This is a genomic window from Orlajensenia flava, assembly GCF_004801905.1.
In the GTDB taxonomy this organism is placed as follows: Bacteria; Actinomycetota; Actinomycetes; order Actinomycetales; family Microbacteriaceae; genus Orlajensenia; species Orlajensenia flava.
On the sequence record NZ_SSSN01000003.1, the window covers coordinates 901,993 to 919,335 of the forward strand.

Consider the following 17,343-nt stretch of genomic DNA (forward strand, 5'->3'; position numbering starts at 1 on the left):
GGCTCGTCACGCATGAGTCCCGGGATGCGCCGATAGCCTAGGTGCATGTCATTCTTCGTCGCGCTGCGTGAAGACGTCGCGACGGCGAGATCGCACGACCCTGCCTCGCAGAGCGACCTCGAGGTCGTGCTGGCCTACTCCGGCCTGCACGCCGTCTGGGGCTACCGGCTCACGCACCGGCTCTGGCTTGCCGGGTACCGGCTGCCCGCCCGACTGCTCTCGCAGGTGCTTCGGTTCCTCACGGGAATCGAGATCCATCCGGGCGCGGTCATCGGCCGACGCCTGTTCATCGACCACGGCATGGGCGTGGTGATCGGTGCCACTGCGATCGTCGGGGACGACGTGATGCTGTATCACGGCGTCACGCTCGGTGGGAAGAGCCGGTTCCATCGACGCGAGGACAAACGGCATCCCACCCTCGAGGATGGCGTGACCGTCGGCGCGGGCGCCAAGGTGCTCGGCGACATCACCATCGGAGCCTGGTCGACCATCGGCGCGAACGCCGTGGTCACCAAGCCGGCGCCCGCACGGTCGCTGCTGCTGGGCGTCCCGGCCGTCGTGCTGCCCTCCAACGAGGACGTGACGGAGAGCGCCCGCGGCGTCGTGCTCGACGACTGACGGGTCGGCATCTGCCGTCGTCTCCGCCCGGGTGAGGTGGGAGAGCTAGCCCTGGTCGCCGATGTCGGCGAGCCGGGCTTCCTCGTCGGCCTGGATGGCGGAGTCGATGATCGGCTCGAGCGCGCCGTTCATCACGGCGTCGAGGTTGTAGGCCTTGTAGCCGGTGCGGTGGTCGGCGATGCGGTTCTCGGGGAAGTTGTAGGTGCGGATGCGCTCCGAGCGATCCATCGTGCGGATCTGCGTCTTGCGGGCCGCGCTGTCGAGTTCGGCCTGCTCCTCCTGGCGGCGGGCCAGGATGCGGGCGCGCAGCACGCGCATGCCGGCCTCGCGGTTCTGCAGCTGGCTCTTCTCGTTCTGCATCGCCACCACGATTCCCGTCGGGAGGTGGGTGATGCGCACGGCCGAGTCGGTCGTGTTGACCGACTGGCCGCCGGGGCCGCTCGAGCGGTAGACGTCGATCTTCAGGTCGTTCTGGCTGATCTCGACCTCCTCCGGCTCGTCGACCTCGGGGAAGACCAGCACGCCCGTCGTGGAGGTGTGGATGCGCCCCTGCGACTCGGTCGCCGGGACGCGTTGCACGCGGTGGACGCCGCCCTCGTACTTGAGGTGCGCCCAGACGCCCTGGGACGGGTCGGTGGCGTTCGACTTGATGGCCACCTGCACGTCTTTGTAGCCACCGAGGTCGCTCTCGGTGCGCTCGAGGAGCTCCGTCTTCCAGCCCTTCGACTCCGCGTAATGGATGTACATCCGCAGCAGGTCGGCGGCGAAGAGGGCGCTCTCGGCGCCACCTTCACCCCCCTTGATCTCCATGATCACGTCGCGCCCGTCATCCGGATCGCGCGGAATCAGCAGCCGACGCAGTTTCTCCTGCGCGGTGGCGAGCTGCTCCTCGAGATCCGGGACCTCCTCGGCGAAGGCCTCGTCCTCGCGCGCGAGTTCACGCGCGGCAGCGAGGTCGTCGCCGGCCTGCTCCCACGCGCTGTTCGCCGCGACGATCTTGGACAGCTCGGCGTAACGCCGGTTGACCTTCTTGGCGCGCGCCGCATCCGCGTGCAGTGCCGGGTCGGCCAGCTGCTCCTGCAGCTCGGCGTGCTCGGCCTGCAGCACCTTCACGGAGTCGAACATCAGCGGTCGTTGTGCGAGGTGCCACCCACCTGCGGCATCGACTTGCCCACCTGCATGAGGAACTCGACGTTGGACGAGGTCTCCTTGAGGCGGCCGAGCACGGCGTCCAGCGCCTGCTGCTGGTCGAGGCCGGCGAGCGCACGGCGCAGCTTCCAGGTGATCTTGACCTCGTCGGCGCTCATCAGCATCTCCTCGCGGCGGGTGCCCGAGGCGTTGACGTCGACGGCCGGGAAGATGCGCTTGTCGGCGAGCTGGCGCGAGAGGCGCAGCTCGGAGTTACCGGTTCCCTTGAACTCCTCGAAGATCACCTCATCCATCTTCGACCCGGTCTCGATGAGCGCCGTGGCGAGGATGGTGAGCGATCCGCCGTTCTCGATGTTGCGTGCCGCACCGAAGAAGCGCTTCGGCGGGTAGAGGGCCGAGGCGTCGACGCCGCCGGAGAGGATGCGCCCGGATGCCGGAGCAGCCAGGTTGTACGCGCGTCCGAGGCGGGTGATCGAGTCGAGAAGCACGACGACGTCGTGGCCGAGCTCGACCAGACGCTTGGCGCGCTCGATGGCGAGCTCGGCGACGGTGGTGTGGTCCTCGGCCGGACGGTCGAAGGTGGAGGCGATGACCTCGCCCTTCACCGTGCGCTGCATGTCGGTGACCTCTTCAGGGCGCTCGTCGACGAGCACGACCATGAGGTGGACCTCGGGGTTGTTGATGGCGATGGCGTTGGCGATCTGCTGCAGCACGATCGTCTTGCCGGCCTTGGGAGGCGCGACGATGAGGCCGCGCTGGCCCTTGCCGATGGGCGCGACGAGGTCGATGATGCGCTGCGTCAGCTTGGTGGGCTCGGTCTCGAGGCGCAGGCGCTCCTGCGGGTAGAGCGGCGTGAGCTTCTGGAAGTCGACGCGAGCCGCCGCCTCGTCCACCGACTGGCCGTTGACCGAGTCGACCTTGACGATGGCGTTGTACTTCTGACGGCCGTTGCCGTCCCCGTCGCGCGGCTGGCGGATGGCGCCCACGACCGCGTCGCCCTTGCGCAGGTTGTACTTCTTGACCTGGCCGAGGGAGACGTAGACATCGCTCGGGCCGGGCAGGTAGCCGCTCGTGCGCACGAAGGCGTAGTTGTCGAGCACGTCGAGGATTCCGGCGACGGGGATGAGCACGTCGTCGTCCATGATCTCGGGCTCGAGCTCGTCGCCGGGGGTGTTGGAGGCACCACGACGCTTGCGGTCGCGGTAGCGGCTGCGGCTCGAGCGCGACTCGCCCTGGCCCTGCTGGCCGTTCTGGCGATCCTCGCCCTCACCGTCCGACTTGGGCTCGGCGTTCTTCTGCCCCTGCGGGGCCTGCTGGCCCTTCTGGTCCTGCTGGCCCTTCTGGTCCTGCTGGCCCTTCTGGTTCTGGCCGTTCTGGCCGTTCTGGCCACCTTGGTTCTGACCGTTCTGACCGTTCTGGCCGTTCTGGTTCTGGCCGTTCTGGCCGCCTTGGGCGTTGTCGCCACCGCGGTTGCGGTTGCGGTTGCGGTTGCGTCCCTGGCGCTCGCCCTGCTGGGGAGCGTCGCCCTGCGCGTCGGCGTCGTCGGCCGCGGGGGTCGCAGCATCCGTCGTGGCCGACTCAGGGGCGATCGCCGGAGCGGCGGAGGCCGCCTTGTTGTTGCGGGCGGCGACGGCGTCGAGCGCGGGAACGAGGCTGTCGAGGCCGGTTCCGCCCGACGTGTTGACGTGGGCGGTGGCGGACGTGGTCGACACGCGGCGTGAACCGCGCGCGCGGGTGAGCGGGGCACCGTCGACGGGAGCGGATGCCCCGGCCTGGTCGGCTGCCTCGGCGCCGGCGGGCGGTGCGTCGGCGGCGGCCGCTGCGGGCGCCTCGACGGGTGCCGCCTCAGCCGGCACGCTGTCGGCAGGCGCGGCCTCGGCCGGCGCCTCTACAAGAGCTGTCTCAGCGGGAGCTGCCTCAGCGGGAGCCGCCTCAGCGGGCGCTGCCTCAGCGGGCGCCGCCTCAGCCGGCGCCGCCTCAGCGGGCGCCGGCTCAGCAGTAGCTGCGTCGACGGCGGGCGTCTGCGCGCCCTCGATAGCGTCGATCAGTTCGCCCTTGCGCAGCTTGGCGGCTCCGGGGACGCCGAGCTCGACAGCGAGCGCGGCGAGCTCGGCGACGCGCATGGTCGTCAGCTGCGTGCGAGTGGGGATGGTGTTGACATCGGTCACGGTGACTGTGGTCCTTCCCCCCGGGAGAAGTCTCGCCCAGGGAAGTGCCGGCGCCCGATCGCGGATTCGAAGAAAGAACGCGCGGATCGAGGCGCGGGTGATGGCAATGGATTGCCGGGGAAACGCACCATCGGTTCGCTTTGCTGTGCGAAACCTACTGGGTGCTCGTCGATTCTAACATCACGGCGGGGGGCGGCCCGATCACGCGACACGCCTCACGTCGAGACGAGCTCCACGGTGGAACCCTTGAAGTCGACGGCGAGCATGAGCGCCTGCCAGGTCGTCTCCGACTCCACGGCCACCAGTTCGGCCGCGCCCAGACGCTGCGCGGGATCGCTGCCGAGCACGAGAATGGATGGCCCGGCGCCCGACACCACGGCTGGATATCCGGCGGCGCGGAGCGCTGAGATGAGCCGATCGGTCTCGGGCATCGCGGCCGCCCGATAGTTCTGGTGCAGCCGATCCTCGGTGGCCGCGAGCAGCAGCTCGGGACTCTGGATGAGGGCGGCGACGAGCAGGGCCGACCGCGAGACGTTGAACACCGCGTCCTTGTGCGGGACCGATTCGGGCTGCAGGCTGCGGGCGAGCGCGGTGGACATCACGTGCTCGGGCACGAACACGACGGGCGAGACGCCGCGATGCACCATGAGCTTCTTGTGCAGCGGGCCGTCCGGCGTCGTCCACGCGATGGTGAGCCCGCCGAACAGCGCCGGGGCGACGTTGTCGGGGTGACCCTCGAGTTCCGTCGCCAGAGCGAGGGCATCCGCCTCGGTGACCTCGACGATGCCGTCGAGCAGTCCGCTCGCAGCCATGACGCCCGAGACGATGGCTGCACCGGATGAACCGAGCCCGCGCCCGTGCGGAATCGAGTTGTGCGCCACCAGCCGGAGCCCCGGCAGCGCGTAGTCGTAGCGCGCGAGCGAGTGGGCGATCGCGCGGACGACGAGGTGGGTCTCATCCGTCGGCACCTCGCCGGCCCCGACGCCGGTCACCTCGATCTGAACGCCGGGCTCCGCCAGCACCTCGATCTCGAGCTCGTCGTAGAGGGCTAACGCGAGGCCCAGGGTGTCGAAGCCCGGACCGAGGTTGGCGCTCGTGGCCGGCACCCGCACCGAGACGCGACGACCGACGGTCAGGCTGTTCGTCATGCGGCCGCCAGACCGAGGACGTCGGCGATCTCGACGGGGTCGACGCCGACGCTCTCGGGCTGCACGTCGGAGCCGTCGGCGGTGCGGAGCGCCCACTGCGGGTCCTTGAGGCCGTGCCCCGTGACCGTGAGCACGACCGTGGAACCGGGGGTGATGACTCCGGCGTCCGCCTGCTCGAGAAGACCCGCGACGCTGATGGCGGATGCCGGTTCGACGAAGATGCCCACCTCTGCGGAGAGGATGCGGTGCGCCTCGAGGATGCGCGTGTCGTCGATGGCGCCGAAGTAGCCGTCGCTGTCCTCGCGCGCGGCGATGGCCAGCTGCCACGACGCCGGGTTGCCGATGCGGATGGCGCTCGCGATGGTGTCGGGATCCTTCACGACGTGGCCGACGACGATGGGCGCGCTGCCGGCGGCCTGGAAGCCGAACATGCGAGGCAGCTTCGTGGTGGCTCCGCGGTCGAGCTCCTCGCGGTAGCCGCGGTGATAGGCGGTGTAGTTGCCCGCGTTGCCGACGGGGACGATGTGGAAGTCCGGCGCATCCCGCAGCACCTCGACCACCTCGAACGCTCCGGTCTTCTGGCCCTCGATGCGGTCGTTGTTGACGGAGTTGACCAGGTGCACGGGGTAGTTGTTCGCGAGTTCGCGCGCGAGGTCGAGACAGTCGTCGAAGTTGCCGCGCACCTGCAGCAGTCGCGCGTCATGCGCGATCGCCTGGCTGAGCTTGCCCATGGCGATCTTCCCCTCCGGCACGAGGACGGCTGCGGTGATGCCCGCATGGGTCGCATACGCAGCAGCGGACGCCGACGTGTTGCCCGTCGAGGCGCAGATGACGGCCTTCGCCCCGTGCTCGACGGCCTTCGAGATGGCCATCGTCATGCCGCGGTCCTTGAACGACCCCGTCGGATTCATGCCCTCGTACTTGACGAACACGTTCGCCCCCGTGCGAGCGGAGAGCGCGGCGGCGGGGATGAGCGGGGTTCCGCCTTCGCCGAGCGTGATGACCGGAGTCGCGTCGGTCACGTCGAGACGGTCGGCGTACTCGTGCAGCACACCGCGCCATTGGCGGGAGGGGCGGATCTCGTTGCTGGTCATGGGTGGGTCAGGCTCCTTCGACTCGGAGGACGGATGCGACGCCGACGACGACGCGGTGGGCTTCAAGGTCGGCCACGGTCGCCGCGAGGGCGGACTCCCGAGCCGCGTGCGTGCCGATGACCAGCACGGCGGTGGCGAGCCCGGCGGACGACGTCGTCACGACGGACTGCTGCAGCGTCTCGACTGAGACTCCGTGCTGCGCGAACACGCCGGCGATGCCGGCGAGCACGCCCGGCTCGTCCTTCACCTCGAGGGTGACGGCGTAGCGCGTGGTGACCTGGCCGATGTCGAGCACGGGAAGGTCGGCGTGCTTGGATTCGGCCAGCCCCGGGCCGCCCACGACGTGTCGACGGGCGAGCGAGACGAGGTCGCCGAGGACGGCGGAGGAGGTCTCCACTCCCCCGGCGCCCGCGCCGTAGAACATCAGGCTGCCGGCGGCCTCCGCCTCGACGAACACGGCGTTGTTGGCGCCGTGCACCGCGGCCAGCGGATGCGTGCGGCTCACCATCGCGGGGTAGACGCGCACCGAGACGCCGTCGCGCCCGTCGTCGTCGGTGAGGCGCTCGCAGATGGCGAGCAGCTTCACGACGTGGCCGGACCGCGCAGCGCTGGCGATCTGCGCCGCCGTCACGGTACGCATCCCCTCGCGGTGAACCGCTTCCACGGGGACGTCCGTGTGGAAGGCCAGGCTGGCGAGGATCGCCGCCTTCTGGGCTGCGTCGTACCCGTCGACGTCGGCGGTCGGGTCGGCTTCGGCGAGGCCGAGTCGCTGAGCGTCGGCCAGGACGTCCTCGAGTGCGCCGCCCTCGGTGTCCATGCGGTCGAGGATGTAGTTCGTCGTGCCGTTGACGATGCCCAGGATCCGCACGATACGGTCACCGGCCAGGCTCTCGCGGAGCGGGCGGATGATGGGGATCGCGCCGCCGACGGCCGCCTCGTAGTAGAGCTGCGCGCCGACCTGCTCGGCAGCCGCGAACAGTTCCGGGCCGTGCGTGGCCAGCAGCGCCTTGTTGCCGGTGACCACGTCGGCGCCCGACGCCAGCGCCTTGAGTACGTGCGTGCGCGCCGGCTCGATGCCGCCCATGAGCTCCACGACGACGTCGGCGCCGAGGATGAGCCGGTCGACGTCGGTGGTGAACAGCTCGCGTGGCAGGTCGACGCTACGGGGCGCGTCGACGTCGCGGACGGCGATGCCGACGAGTTCGAGGCGGGCGCCGACGCGCTGCGAGAGCTCGTCGCCGTCCTCCAGAAGGGCTCTGGCCACTTGGGCGCCGACCGATCCGCCACCGAGGAGGGCGACCCGCAGCGAGCGATAGGAGATCATCGGGCGTCTTCCGTCGGGGCGATGCCGGCGTCTCGAGCGAGGAGGTCGCGCTCGGTCTCGCCACGAACGATGACCCGGGGCTCTCCATCGCGTACCGCGACGACAGCCGGACGGGCCAGGTAGTTGTAGTTGCTGGCGAGCGAGAAGCAGTACGCCCCGGTCGCGGCCACCGCGAGGAGGTCGTCGGGCCGTACGTCCGACGGCAGGTACTCGGCGTCGACGACGATGTCGCCCGACTCGCAGTGCTTGCCCGCCACGCGCACGAGGGCGGGTTCGGCATCCGTCACCCGCGCCGCCAGGCGTGCCGAATAGTCCGCTCCGTACAAGGCGGGACGGGCGTTGTCGCTCATGCCGCCGTCGATGCTCACGTAGGTGCGGACACCGCCGTCGACCTGCACCGGCTTGACGGTTCCGACCGTGTAGAGCGTCACGCCGGCCGGGCCGACGATCCAGCGCCCGGGCTCGATGGCGATGCGGGGAACCGGGATGCCGTGCTCCGCGCACGCGGCACTCACGGCCTCGGCCATGCCGATCGCGATCTCCTCGATGGGAGTCGGCGTGTCCGCCGACGTGTACGCGATGCCGAAGCCCCCGCCGAGGTTGAGTTCTGGCACGTCGGCCCCGAGCTGGGCGTGAACGGCGATGAGGCGCGAAGCCGACTCGGCGAAGCCGCCCGATTCGAAGATCTGCGACCCGATATGGCAGTGCAGCCCGAGGAATCGGAGCGAGGCGTGAGCCCGGATGGCCTCGACGTGGGAGGGAGCATCGGCGAGCGGGACGCCGAACTTCTGATCGTCGTGGGCGGTGGCGAGGTAGTCGTGGGTGTGCGCGTGCACGCCGCTGTTCACCCGCAGCCGCACCGGCTGCACCCGTCCGCTGGCTGAAGCGGCCGCGGCGACGCGATCGATCTCCTCGCGACTGTCGATGACGATGGCGCCGACCCCGGCGGCGACCGCCCGTTCGATCTCGGCGACCGACTTGTTGTTTCCGTGGAACCCGAGCAGGGCCGGGTCTGCGTCGGCGGCCAAAGCCACGGCGAGCTCTCCGCCCGAGCACACGTCGACGCGGAGACCCTCCGCTGTGACCCAACGCACCACCTCGGTGCACAGGAACGCCTTGCCGGCGTAGTAGACGACGACCTCGGCACCGAAACGGTCGAACGCCTCGGCGAACGCGGAGCGGATGCGCACGGCGCGCGATCGCACCTCCTCCTCGTCGAGCACATAGAGAGGAGTGCCGAACCGGGCGGCGAGGGCCGTGACGGGGATGCCGGCGATGAGCATCCGTCCGTCCTCGCGGAGAGCGGATGCCGGCCACACCCCCTCCGCGAGCGCGTTCGCATCGGCGGGCACGTCGAGCCACTCGGGGGCGGTGGGACGGCTGGACACGGTGGATCCTCGCAGGGAGTCGGCGGAGCGAGCGGGAAGCGCGGTGCGAGCGGGCCCGGATTGGCCCCTGAAGCGGCAGGGGAATTCTATCGGTGACGGCGCGCGAGGCCCGAATCGATGACGCGCCTGGCCGGGTGCGACCGTCTTGCGTGGCACCATGACGCTATGGACACGACCCCTCGACCGCGCTCGGCCTGGCGATTCATCGGCATGCTGGTGATCGGGCTCGTGCTCGGAGTGGTGGTCGGGACGCTCACCCGGTGGCAGTACGGTCTGCTGGTGGGATGGGCTGCAGCGTGCGGCACCTACATCGGCTCATCGGTGGCCATCACGATCAACCTCTCCTCCGCCGAGACGAAGACACATGCACTGCGCGAGGACCCGGGTCGCGCGGGATTCGAGATCGGCATCATCGCGGCCAGCATCTCGAGCATCGTCGTGATCGTCGTGCTGCTCATCGGCGCGGACGCGAGCCACGGGATCGACCGCTACGCGATCCCCATCGTGGGCCTCGTGACGATCTTCCTCACCTGGACGCTCCTGCAGACGCTGTACACCCTGCGTTACGCGCGCCTGTACTACGGCGGGGACTCCGAGGGCGGCATCGACTTCAACGGCAGCGGCGACCCCGACTATCGCGACTTCGCCTACGTCGCGTACACGCTCGGCATGACGTACCAGATCTCGGACACGAACATCTCGTCCAAGGACATCCGCTGGACGATCCTCCGGCACTGCGTGCTGTCGTACCTGTTCGGCGCCGTCATCCTGGCCTCGACGGTCAACGTGGTGGCGGGACTCGCTGGTTGATTCGGGGGACAGAACACGGCAAGATGGGTACAACCCTTTTGTAAGGACGACTAACATACCGCGCGACGGACGAGCGGATGTTCCGGGAGGCCGCGTGAGACGACCCGCTCGACAGGATGAGAACGCATCCCTCGCCGATCTGCTCGCGACCGGCATGCTGATCGCCCCGGACGTGTGCGACCTCCTCGAGAACCGCCTCGGGCGCGACGCAGCCTCAGTGCGCGAAGTGGCGGCGCGACTGACGGACGGCCAGCGTCGCGGGGTCGCCGCGCTGCCCGATCCGCTTCCCGTCACTCCGGCCCAGTCCGAGGTGTACGACCCCGTCATCGAGCGCCTCACCGACATCGAGCGCAGCATCCTGCTGATCGCGGCGGTGAGCGTCGTGGATCGCACGGACGTGCTGCTCGAGGCGGCGTCAGCCGGCATGGACGCGATCATCGACGGCGACCTCGCCCGCCACCTGCGGCTGGTTTCCGGCAGGTTCGCGATCGCGGATCCGCGGTTGCGAGCGGTCACTCACGAACGGGCGGACCTCGGCGAGCGCACCGCTGCACACGCGGCGTTGGCGAGGACGCACGCCCGTCGGGGGCAACGCCTCCTGTCGGCGTGGCATGCGGCCCTGTCGACACTGGAGGGCGATGAGACCCTCGCGCCCCCGCTCATCGAACTGGCCAGGGATGCCCTCGTCGCCGGCGACGCTCGCTGGGCGTTCGCGGTCGCGCGGGAGAGTGCCAGTCACGCGATCGGGGCCGATCTCGCCCGCTCCCTCCGACTCGCCGGCACCGCGGCGCTCCACGCGGGCTGGGTGGAGGACGCCGCCGCGTGGCTCAGCCGATCGGTCGACTCGGATGACGATGTCGAAGCCGCCCGCGGTCTCGCGAGCTACGCGACGGCCGTGACGCTCTCCTCCGGCGTCGTCCCCGAGGACGAGGTGCTCTCCTTCGCCGCTGACGTCGAGGCTGGCCACGGGAGCGACATCCAGGCGTCGATCGCGGCGGCACTCGACGCCACGGCGGCGCTGTTCGCGGAGCGCGGGGACGCCGGCTGCGCGGAACGGATGCGGAAGCGCGCGAGCAGCCACGATCCGGTCGGACCCGGACCGTTCCCGGTGCGGCCGAGCGCCGCCTGGTGCGATGCCCTGCTCGCTGGCCTGCCCTCGACCGACTCCGCCGCCGGCGATCACGGCCGGATGCGGCGGCCGATGCACGTGTTGCCCGCTGCGAGCCCCGGCGTCGAGTCGGTCGCCGACCGCTGCGCTCGCGCCATCACCGAGGCGGTGGTCCTCGCTCGGTCCGAGAACTTCGACGCCGCCCGAGTCGTGCTCTCCCGGGCCGCACGGCGCTTCGCGCCGACGGGCGGATTCCCGAGTCCGGGCTCGCGTGATGCGCCGCCTCGCCCTCGCGCGACGCCGCTCGTCGAGGCGCACCTCGTGGTGGCGCACGCGCTGGTGGACGCCTGGTCGGGTCGCTTCGACGCCGCGGCGACCGAACTCGCCGATGCGGCCGTGCGCCTGCCGATCGGTCTCCCGTTCGCCGGAGCCGGTGTGGCTCTCGCCCGGCGACTCGAGGTGCTGATGGACCTTCCCGCGTCGACGACGACGGAAGCGCTCAGCGTCGCGACACCGGCTCTCGAGCGCGAGGGCGAGATCGTCGACGGCCTCATCGACGCGGCCATCCGCCGTCGCCGCGACGGCGACCTGCTGGGGGCGGCATCCCGGCTCGCGATCGTCTCGACGCGACCGTCGCCGGGACGCGCCGCCTCCTTCCCCCTACCCGAGGGCGATCGGGTCGTCGTGCTCGCTCGCGCCGGCATGCTCGACCGGGCGGAGGACGAGCTCGGCCGCCTCCACCGTGCCGACCCTGACGTGTTCCCGTTCGCCCGGCTCGGACTCATCGCTCGAGCCGAACTCGCCATGAGCACGGTGTCGGAGCTGCCGGGGCGGGCGGTCGCCGCGGAGGCCATCGCCGGGCGGCTGCCCTCCCCGTTCGATCGGGCGATGACCAACCGCGCGGTCTCCGAGGCGCTGTACGAGCTCGACGACGCCCGTCGGGCTCGACTCGCGCAGGTCGCCTCGCTCGAGCACCTGCGCGAATCCGGTGCTGCCGAGCTCGACCAAGCCGGCGACGATCGATTCGACCTCGGTCGAGCCGTGACTCGACGGGCCTCCGGGACGCTCATCGCTCGCGTGGCGCAGGACATGCGCGACGTGGCCGCCGTGGAGCACGCCGGAGAGGAGCACGCCGTCGAGGAACACTGGGCGCGCGACCTGACGACCCGCGAGCGAGAGGTGGCCGGGCTCGTCATCCGCGGCCGTTCCAATCGTGAGGTCGCCGCAGCGTTGCACGTCGCCGTCCGCACGGTCGAGGTCCACCTGGGCCACGTCTTCGCCAAGACTGGAGTGCGCTCACGCACCGAGCTGAGCTTTCTGGCGTCCCGGCCGTCCGAGACGGTTCGACGCGCGGTCGGCGACTCCTCTACGTGATTACCCGTAGGCCCATCTCGATGAGCGGCCGATTCCTGTGGATTGCCGCGATCCGCTCGGCGCTGCGGGCTCCTACCGTGGGGGCATCCCCCGCGACCCGGTCGCGACGGGACCCCTTCCACTGACGCAAGGACAATCCGAATGGAACGAAACTCCAGAACGCTCCGTCGCTGGCTCGGCACCGCCGGGGTGCTCGCCGGCGCGGCGATGATCGCGGGGGCGGTGGTGTCGATCCCGGCGCAGGCCGCCACCGCGCCAACGAGCGGCATCAACGGCTACCGCAACGTGGGCTACTTCGCACAGTGGGGCGTCTACGCCCGCGGCTACAAGGTGAAGGCGATCGACACCTCGGGCGCGGCGGACAACCTCACCGCCATCAACTACTCCTTCGGCAACATCGACAACCAGAGTCTCAAGTGCTTCATCGCCAACAAGGCGCAGGGCACGGGACCCAACGGCTCGGACGGCGCGGGTGATGCCTGGGCCGACTTCGGCATGGGCTACTCGGCATCCGACTCCGTCTCCGGCGTCGCGGACGCCTGGGATCAGCCGCTCGCCGGGTCGTTCAACCAGTTGAAACAGCTGAAGGCCAAGCATCCCGGGGTCAAGCCCGTCATCTCCCTCGGCGGCTGGACCTGGTCGAAGAACTTCTCGCGGGCCGCGGCGACGGATGCCTCGCGCAAGACGCTGGTGTCCTCCTGCATCGACCTCTACATCAAGGGCAACCTGCCCGTGATCGATGGGCGAGGGGGAACGGGTGCCGCCGCCAACGTCTTCGACGGCATCGACATCGACTGGGAGTGGCCCGGATCGCCCAACGGCCTCGACGGCAACTACGTCGACGCGGCCAACGACGCCAAGAACTTCACGCTGCTGCTCAAGGAGTTCCGCACCCAGCTCGACGCCTACGGGGCGACCAACGGCAAGCACTACACGCTCAGCGCGTTCCTGCCGGCGAACCCCGTCGACATCGCGGCCGGCGGATGGAACAAGCCCGAGAACTTCAGCTATCTCGACTATGGAAACATCCAGGGCTACGACCTCTGGGGCGCCTGGGATCCCACCCTCACCGGCCATCAGGGCAACCTCTACCCCGATCCGACCGACCCTCGCCCGAAGAAGTTCGACATCGACACGGCGGTGAACGCCTACATCAATGCGGGCATCAAGCCGTCGCAGCTGGGACTCGGCCTCGCAGCCTACGGACGCGGATGGCAGGGCGTGAAGTCGAGCACCCCGTGGAGTGCGGCGACCGGCGCTGCGCCGGGCACGTACGAAGCCGGTAACGAGGACTACGACAAGCTGAAGACCCTCGGCACCGACTACTACGACTCCAAGGTGGGCGCCGCCTGGCGCTACGACGGCAACCAGTGGTGGTCCTACGACAACCCGCGCTCGATCGCCCAGAAGGCGGATTACATCGTGTCCAAGGGCCTCGGTGGCGGCATGTGGTGGGAGCTCTCCGGCAACCGCGACGGCAGCCTGATCTCGACGCTGACGACCAAGCTGCGCGCGGCGACGACGGGTCCGGTGGCCACTCCGGTCACGCCGACGCCGACGCCTACTCCCACCTCGACGCCGACGCCAACCCAGACGCCCAAGCCGACCTCAACGCCCACTCCGACCCCCAGCCCCACGACTCCGCCCGGCACCTGCTCGGCGAACGCGTGGAGTACCACAGCGGTTTACACCGCTGGCGCCGTGGTGAGCTACCAGGGCTCGGAGTACACCGCCAAGTGGTGGACGCAGGGTGAGACGCCCGGAACCGCCGACGTGTGGTCGCTGAGCAAATCCTGCTCGGGCAGCACGCAACCGCCGGCATCGAACGCGTGGGTCTCGACCAAGGCGTACGTGGGCGGCTCGATCGTCACCTACAACGGCAAGACCTACAAGGCCGCCTGGTGGACGCAGGGCGATGTGCCCGGTGCCGACCCGGCCGGTCCGTGGAAGCTCGCCTGAGCTCTCCAGCCCGCTGAACGCGAGGGCGGATGGTCGACGCGAGTCGATCATCCGCCCTCGTCGTTCATCTCCGAAGCCCCTATATCGTCGAAGCCTCTAGCAGGTACCCGTCGTGCCGGCGTCGGCGAGCACGAGGTCCTTGGCCGTGAAGCCGATGCGCGCCTGGCCCGGAGTCACGGCGATGTCGGAGATCTGCAGGCCCGCCGGGAGCGAGGATGCGACGCAGACGGAGAAGCCCGAGTCGCTCACCACGCTGTCGACGAGAGAGGAGACGTCGAAGGATGCCCCTCCCGCGGTGAGCTTCGCGCTCTGCGGGGTGAAGACGATGGTGCCGCCCTTCGGTGCCGCGGCGGCGGTGACCGTGAAGCCGAGCGGAATGCCCAGGAATGTCTTGTCGACCTCGTAGCCGACCGTCCCCGATTGCAGGGTGACCGCGGCGTCGTTGCCGCTCGCGGCGACGAGCGCGTTCACGGCCGCCTCGTCGAGCACGGCCGACCCCTCGACATCGCCGATGGGCTGTGTCGTGTCGGTGGGCACGGACGCGGCGCGTGCGTGCAGCGTGATCGGTGCGCCCTGCACCTTCACGTCCGCGGCGTCGACGACGACGGACTCGAACCGGCCGGACGCCAGTTGGGCGAGGAAGCTGACTCCCCCGATACCGACCGTCACCTGGCTGGGATCGGCGCCGGGGATGCGCGTGGCGATCTCGCTGCTCACCTGCTTCTCCGCGATGCCGCGGGCGATGTTGTCTGCGACGAAGAAGGCGCCGACGAGCGCGGCGAGCACCACGATGACGATGATGAGCGCGAGCGGCCCGCGGCTCCGGCGGCGGGCGTCCGTCGTCATCACATCCGCTCCGGGGCCGACACTCCCAGCAGGTCCAGACCGTTGCGGATGACGACGCCCGTAGCGTCGTTGAGCCACAGCCGGGTGCGATGCACGTCGCCGACCGGCTCATCGCCGAGCGGAATGACGCGGCAGGTGTCGTACCACCGGTGATAGAGGCCGGCCACCTCCTCGAGGTACCGGGCGACGCGGTGGGGCTCGCGCAGTTCAGCGGCCTGGGCGACGATGCGCGGGAACTCCTGCAGGGCGCCGAGCAGCGCAGACTCGGTCTCATGCTCGAGCAGCTCGGGGGCGAACACGCTGCGGTCCACGCCGGCGGCGAGCGCGTTGCGCGCGACCCCCGAGGTGCGGGCGTGCACGTACTGCACGTAGAAGACGGGGTTGTCGTTGGTGCGACGACGCAGGATCTCGGGGTCGATGGTGAGCGGCGAGTCCGCGGGGTAGCGGGCGAGTGTGTAGCGCAGCGCATCCGTCCCCAGCCATGCCTGCAGGTCGTCGAGCTCGATGATGTTGCCGGCGCGTTTGGAGAGCTTGGCGCCGTTGACGCTCACGAGCTGGCCGATCAGGATCTCGATGTCTTTCTCGGGGTCATCCCCCGCCGCGCCGGCGAGCGCGCGGAGGCGGTGCACGTAACCGTGGTGGTCGGCGCCGAGGAGGTAGATCTTGTGGTCGAAACCGCGGTCGCCCTTGTCGAGGTAGTAGGCGGCGTCAGCGGCGAAGTAGGTGTACACGCCGTTTCCGCGACGGATGACGCGATCCTTATCGTCTCCGAAGTCGGTGGTGCGGACCCAGACCGCGTCGTCGTCGTCGAAGACGTGGCCCTGGGCGCGCAGCCGCTCGACCGCCGTGTCAACGGCGGAGAGGCCATCAGGGCCCGGCTGCTGCAGGGCACGCTCACTCGCCCATACGTCGAAATGCACGTTGAAGCGATCGAGGGACGCCTCGATCTCAGCGAGCTGCAGCTCGTAGGCGATCTCGCGAGCCGTGTGCAGGGCGACGTCGTCGTCGAGCTCCAGCAGGCGCGGTTCGCGCTCGAGCACCCGCGCGGCGAGGTCGGCGATGTAGCTGCCGGGGTAGCCGCCCTCGGGGGTCGGTTCGCCCTTGGCCGCGGCGAGGACGGAACGCCCGAAGGTATCCATCTGGTTGCCCGCGTCGTTGATGTAGTACTCGTTAGCGACGTCGGCGCCCGCAGCGCGGAGGACGCGGCTGATCGAGTCCCCCAGGGCCGCCCAGCGGGTGTGACCGATGTGGAGTGGACCGGTGGGGTTCGCCGAGACGAACTCGACGTTGATGCGTGGTCCGGCGAGCGAATCGGACCGGCCGTAGTCCGCCCCCGCCTCGACGATCGTCTTCGCGAGCGCGCCCGCCGCAGCCGCTTCGAGACGGATGTTGATGAAGCCGGGCCCGGCGACCTCGACGTCGGCGATGCCGTCGACCGAGCGGATGCCCTCCGCCAGCTCGGTCGCGAAATCGCGCGGGTTCACGCCGAGGCGCTTCGCGAACCGCATGGCCACGTTCGACGCCCAGTCTCCGTGATCGCGGTTGCGCGGACGCTCGAGCACGACATCCGTCACCGAGATCTCGCCGTCGAACTCGGCTCCCTCGCCGCGGCGTCGCTCGACGAGCACGCTGAGCTGGTCGAAGAGGGCCTGGGAGAGTTCGAGCGGAGTCACGGTGCCCCATCCTACCGGGGCTCGCCGGGGCGTCGGCCGGGAGCGGATGGGCCCGATTGGTAGGGTTCTGCCCATGCGCCGACGCCCCTACGCCCTCATCGTCCCCGCCGCCGTCGTGCTCCTGGCACTCGCCGGATGCACCCCTGGTACGACCGGTCCGACGGCGACGAACATTCCCGGTGAGACCCTGACGCCACGACCCACGTCGACCAGTACGGCGACCGTTGCACCCACCTCGACGGCGGCACCGGGCACGCCCGTGACCGTCACCTGCGAACAGCTGCTGAGCCCGCAGGACATCTACGACTTCAACCCCAACTTCGGCGTCGCGCCGAACTACGCCCCGAAGGCCGGAACTCCGCAGAAGGCGGCGGTCGACGATGGCGGGATCGCGTGCGGTTGGTCCAACCAGACCAGCGGCGACCTGATCGAACTGGCCGTCTCCCACCCGTCTGCCGAGCACCTGACGGAGCTGCGGACGCAGGCGGCGGCATCCCTCAGCGCGGTACCCACCTACGGCACTCCCCCGGCGGTCGACGGATTCTTCGCTTCGAAGGATGGCGCCGGAAGCCTCCAGGTGTTCACCGACACGTACGCGCTGGTGGGGTCGTCCACCGCGTTCTTCGAGCCCGGTGACGCCGCCCAGCTGGTGCAGGCGGCGCTCTCGCACCTCTCCTGACGGCG

General features: G+C 70.0%; 13 protein-coding genes. 5 read left to right on the top strand and 8 right to left on the bottom strand.

Annotation, left to right across the window (positions count from 1 at the left end; translation table 11 throughout):
- The first annotated feature begins 45 nt into the window (after positions 1-45).
- A complete protein-coding gene (gene epsC / locus E6C70_RS06190; RefSeq protein ID WP_136423235.1) occupies positions 46-618 on the top strand; it encodes a serine O-acetyltransferase EpsC in 573 nt (190 codons plus the stop codon).
- 45 nt (positions 619-663) lie between these two features.
- On the opposite strand, the gene prfA is transcribed toward epsC, so the two are convergent.
- The 6 genes from prfA to lysA form a co-directional block, all read right to left on the bottom strand.
- A complete protein-coding gene (gene prfA / locus E6C70_RS06195) occupies positions 664-1,743 on the bottom strand; it encodes a peptide chain release factor 1 (RefSeq protein ID WP_136423237.1) in 1,080 nt (359 codons plus the stop codon).
- A complete protein-coding gene (gene rho, locus E6C70_RS06200; RefSeq protein WP_235833333.1) occupies positions 1,743-3,890 on the bottom strand; it encodes a transcription termination factor Rho in 2,148 nt (715 codons plus the stop codon). The genes prfA and rho overlap by 1 nt, the downstream gene beginning before the upstream one ends.
- A 260-nt stretch (positions 3,891-4,150) precedes the next feature.
- Positions 4,151-5,083: a homoserine kinase gene (thrB, locus tag E6C70_RS06205; protein ID WP_136423242.1), complete on the bottom strand. Its 933-nt coding sequence runs from the start codon at positions 5,081-5,083 to the stop codon at positions 4,151-4,153.
- Positions 5,080-6,177: a threonine synthase gene (thrC, locus tag E6C70_RS06210; protein ID WP_136423244.1), complete on the bottom strand. Its 1,098-nt coding sequence runs from the start codon at positions 6,175-6,177 to the stop codon at positions 5,080-5,082. The genes thrB and thrC overlap by 4 nt, the downstream gene beginning before the upstream one ends.
- A gap of 7 nt (positions 6,178-6,184) precedes the next feature.
- Positions 6,185-7,501: a homoserine dehydrogenase gene (locus tag E6C70_RS06215; protein WP_136423246.1), complete on the bottom strand. Its 1,317-nt coding sequence runs from the start codon at positions 7,499-7,501 to the stop codon at positions 6,185-6,187.
- Positions 7,498-8,889, bottom strand: a complete 1,392-nt coding sequence (gene lysA / locus E6C70_RS06220) for a diaminopimelate decarboxylase (RefSeq protein WP_136423248.1) — start codon at positions 8,887-8,889, stop codon at positions 7,498-7,500. Before lysA ends, E6C70_RS06215 begins: the two co-directional genes overlap by 4 nt.
- A gap of 165 nt (positions 8,890-9,054) precedes the next feature.
- Between lysA and E6C70_RS06225 the strand changes: the two genes are divergently transcribed.
- The 3 genes from E6C70_RS06225 (at position 9,055) to E6C70_RS06235 (ending at position 14,140) form a co-directional block, all read left to right on the top strand.
- Complete coding sequence (locus E6C70_RS06225) at positions 9,055-9,699, top strand: DUF1345 domain-containing protein (RefSeq protein WP_168770865.1); 645 nt, start codon at positions 9,055-9,057, stop codon at positions 9,697-9,699.
- Between the two features lie 94 nt (positions 9,700-9,793).
- Positions 9,794-12,181 carry a LuxR family transcriptional regulator gene (locus tag E6C70_RS06230; protein WP_136423252.1) on the top strand — a complete coding sequence of 796 codons (2,388 nt, stop codon included), beginning with the start codon at positions 9,794-9,796 and terminating at the stop codon, positions 12,179-12,181.
- 141 nt (positions 12,182-12,322) lie between these two features.
- Positions 12,323-14,140, top strand: a complete 1,818-nt coding sequence (locus E6C70_RS06235) for a glycosyl hydrolase family 18 protein (RefSeq protein WP_168770866.1) — start codon at positions 12,323-12,325, stop codon at positions 14,138-14,140.
- Positions 14,141-14,236: 96 nt separating this feature from the next.
- On the opposite strand, the gene E6C70_RS06240 is transcribed toward E6C70_RS06235, so the two are convergent.
- Both E6C70_RS06240 and E6C70_RS06245 read right to left on the bottom strand, forming a co-directional pair.
- On the bottom strand, positions 14,237-14,986 hold the full coding sequence (locus E6C70_RS06240) for an LmeA family phospholipid-binding protein (protein WP_136423254.1): 750 nt from the start codon (positions 14,984-14,986) through the stop codon (positions 14,237-14,239).
- Positions 14,986-16,659, bottom strand: coding sequence for an arginine--tRNA ligase (locus E6C70_RS06245; protein ID WP_136423256.1), 1,674 nt, complete (start codon positions 16,657-16,659; stop codon positions 14,986-14,988). The genes E6C70_RS06240 and E6C70_RS06245 overlap by 1 nt, the downstream gene beginning before the upstream one ends.
- Positions 16,660-16,732: 73 nt before the next feature.
- Between E6C70_RS06245 and E6C70_RS06250 the strand changes: the two genes are divergently transcribed.
- The gene (locus E6C70_RS06250) at positions 16,733-17,338 is read left to right on the top strand and encodes an iron ABC transporter ATP-binding protein (RefSeq protein ID WP_136423258.1); all 606 of its coding nucleotides are present in this window, start codon (positions 16,733-16,735) and stop codon (positions 17,336-17,338) included.
- Positions 17,339-17,343 lie beyond the last annotated feature (5 nt).

Bases quoted from the DNA above. Each gene is read 5' to 3' on its own strand.
- epsC (WP_136423235.1), top strand. From the start codon at position 46: ATGTCATTCTTCGTCGCGCTGCGTGAAGACGTCGCGACGGCGAGATCG.
- prfA (WP_136423237.1), bottom strand. From the start codon at position 1,743: ATGTTCGACTCCGTGAAGGTGCTGCAGGCCGAGCACGCCGAGCTGCAG.
- rho (WP_235833333.1), bottom strand. From the start codon at position 3,890: ATGCGCGTCGCCGAGCTCGCCGCGCTCGCTGTCGAGCTCGGCGTCCCC.
- thrB (WP_136423242.1), bottom strand. From the start codon at position 5,083: ATGACGAACAGCCTGACCGTCGGTCGTCGCGTCTCGGTGCGGGTGCCG.
- thrC (WP_136423244.1), bottom strand. From the start codon at position 6,177: ATGACCAGCAACGAGATCCGCCCCTCCCGCCAATGGCGCGGTGTGCTG.
- E6C70_RS06215 (WP_136423246.1), bottom strand. From the start codon at position 7,501: ATGATCTCCTATCGCTCGCTGCGGGTCGCCCTCCTCGGTGGCGGATCG.
- E6C70_RS06225 (WP_168770865.1), top strand. From the start codon at position 9,055: ATGGACACGACCCCTCGACCGCGCTCGGCCTGGCGATTCATCGGCATG.
- E6C70_RS06235 (WP_168770866.1), top strand. From the start codon at position 12,323: ATGGAACGAAACTCCAGAACGCTCCGTCGCTGGCTCGGCACCGCCGGG.
- E6C70_RS06240 (WP_136423254.1), bottom strand. From the start codon at position 14,986: ATGACGACGGACGCCCGCCGCCGGAGCCGCGGGCCGCTCGCGCTCATC.
- E6C70_RS06250 (WP_136423258.1), top strand. From the start codon at position 16,733: ATGCGCCGACGCCCCTACGCCCTCATCGTCCCCGCCGCCGTCGTGCTC.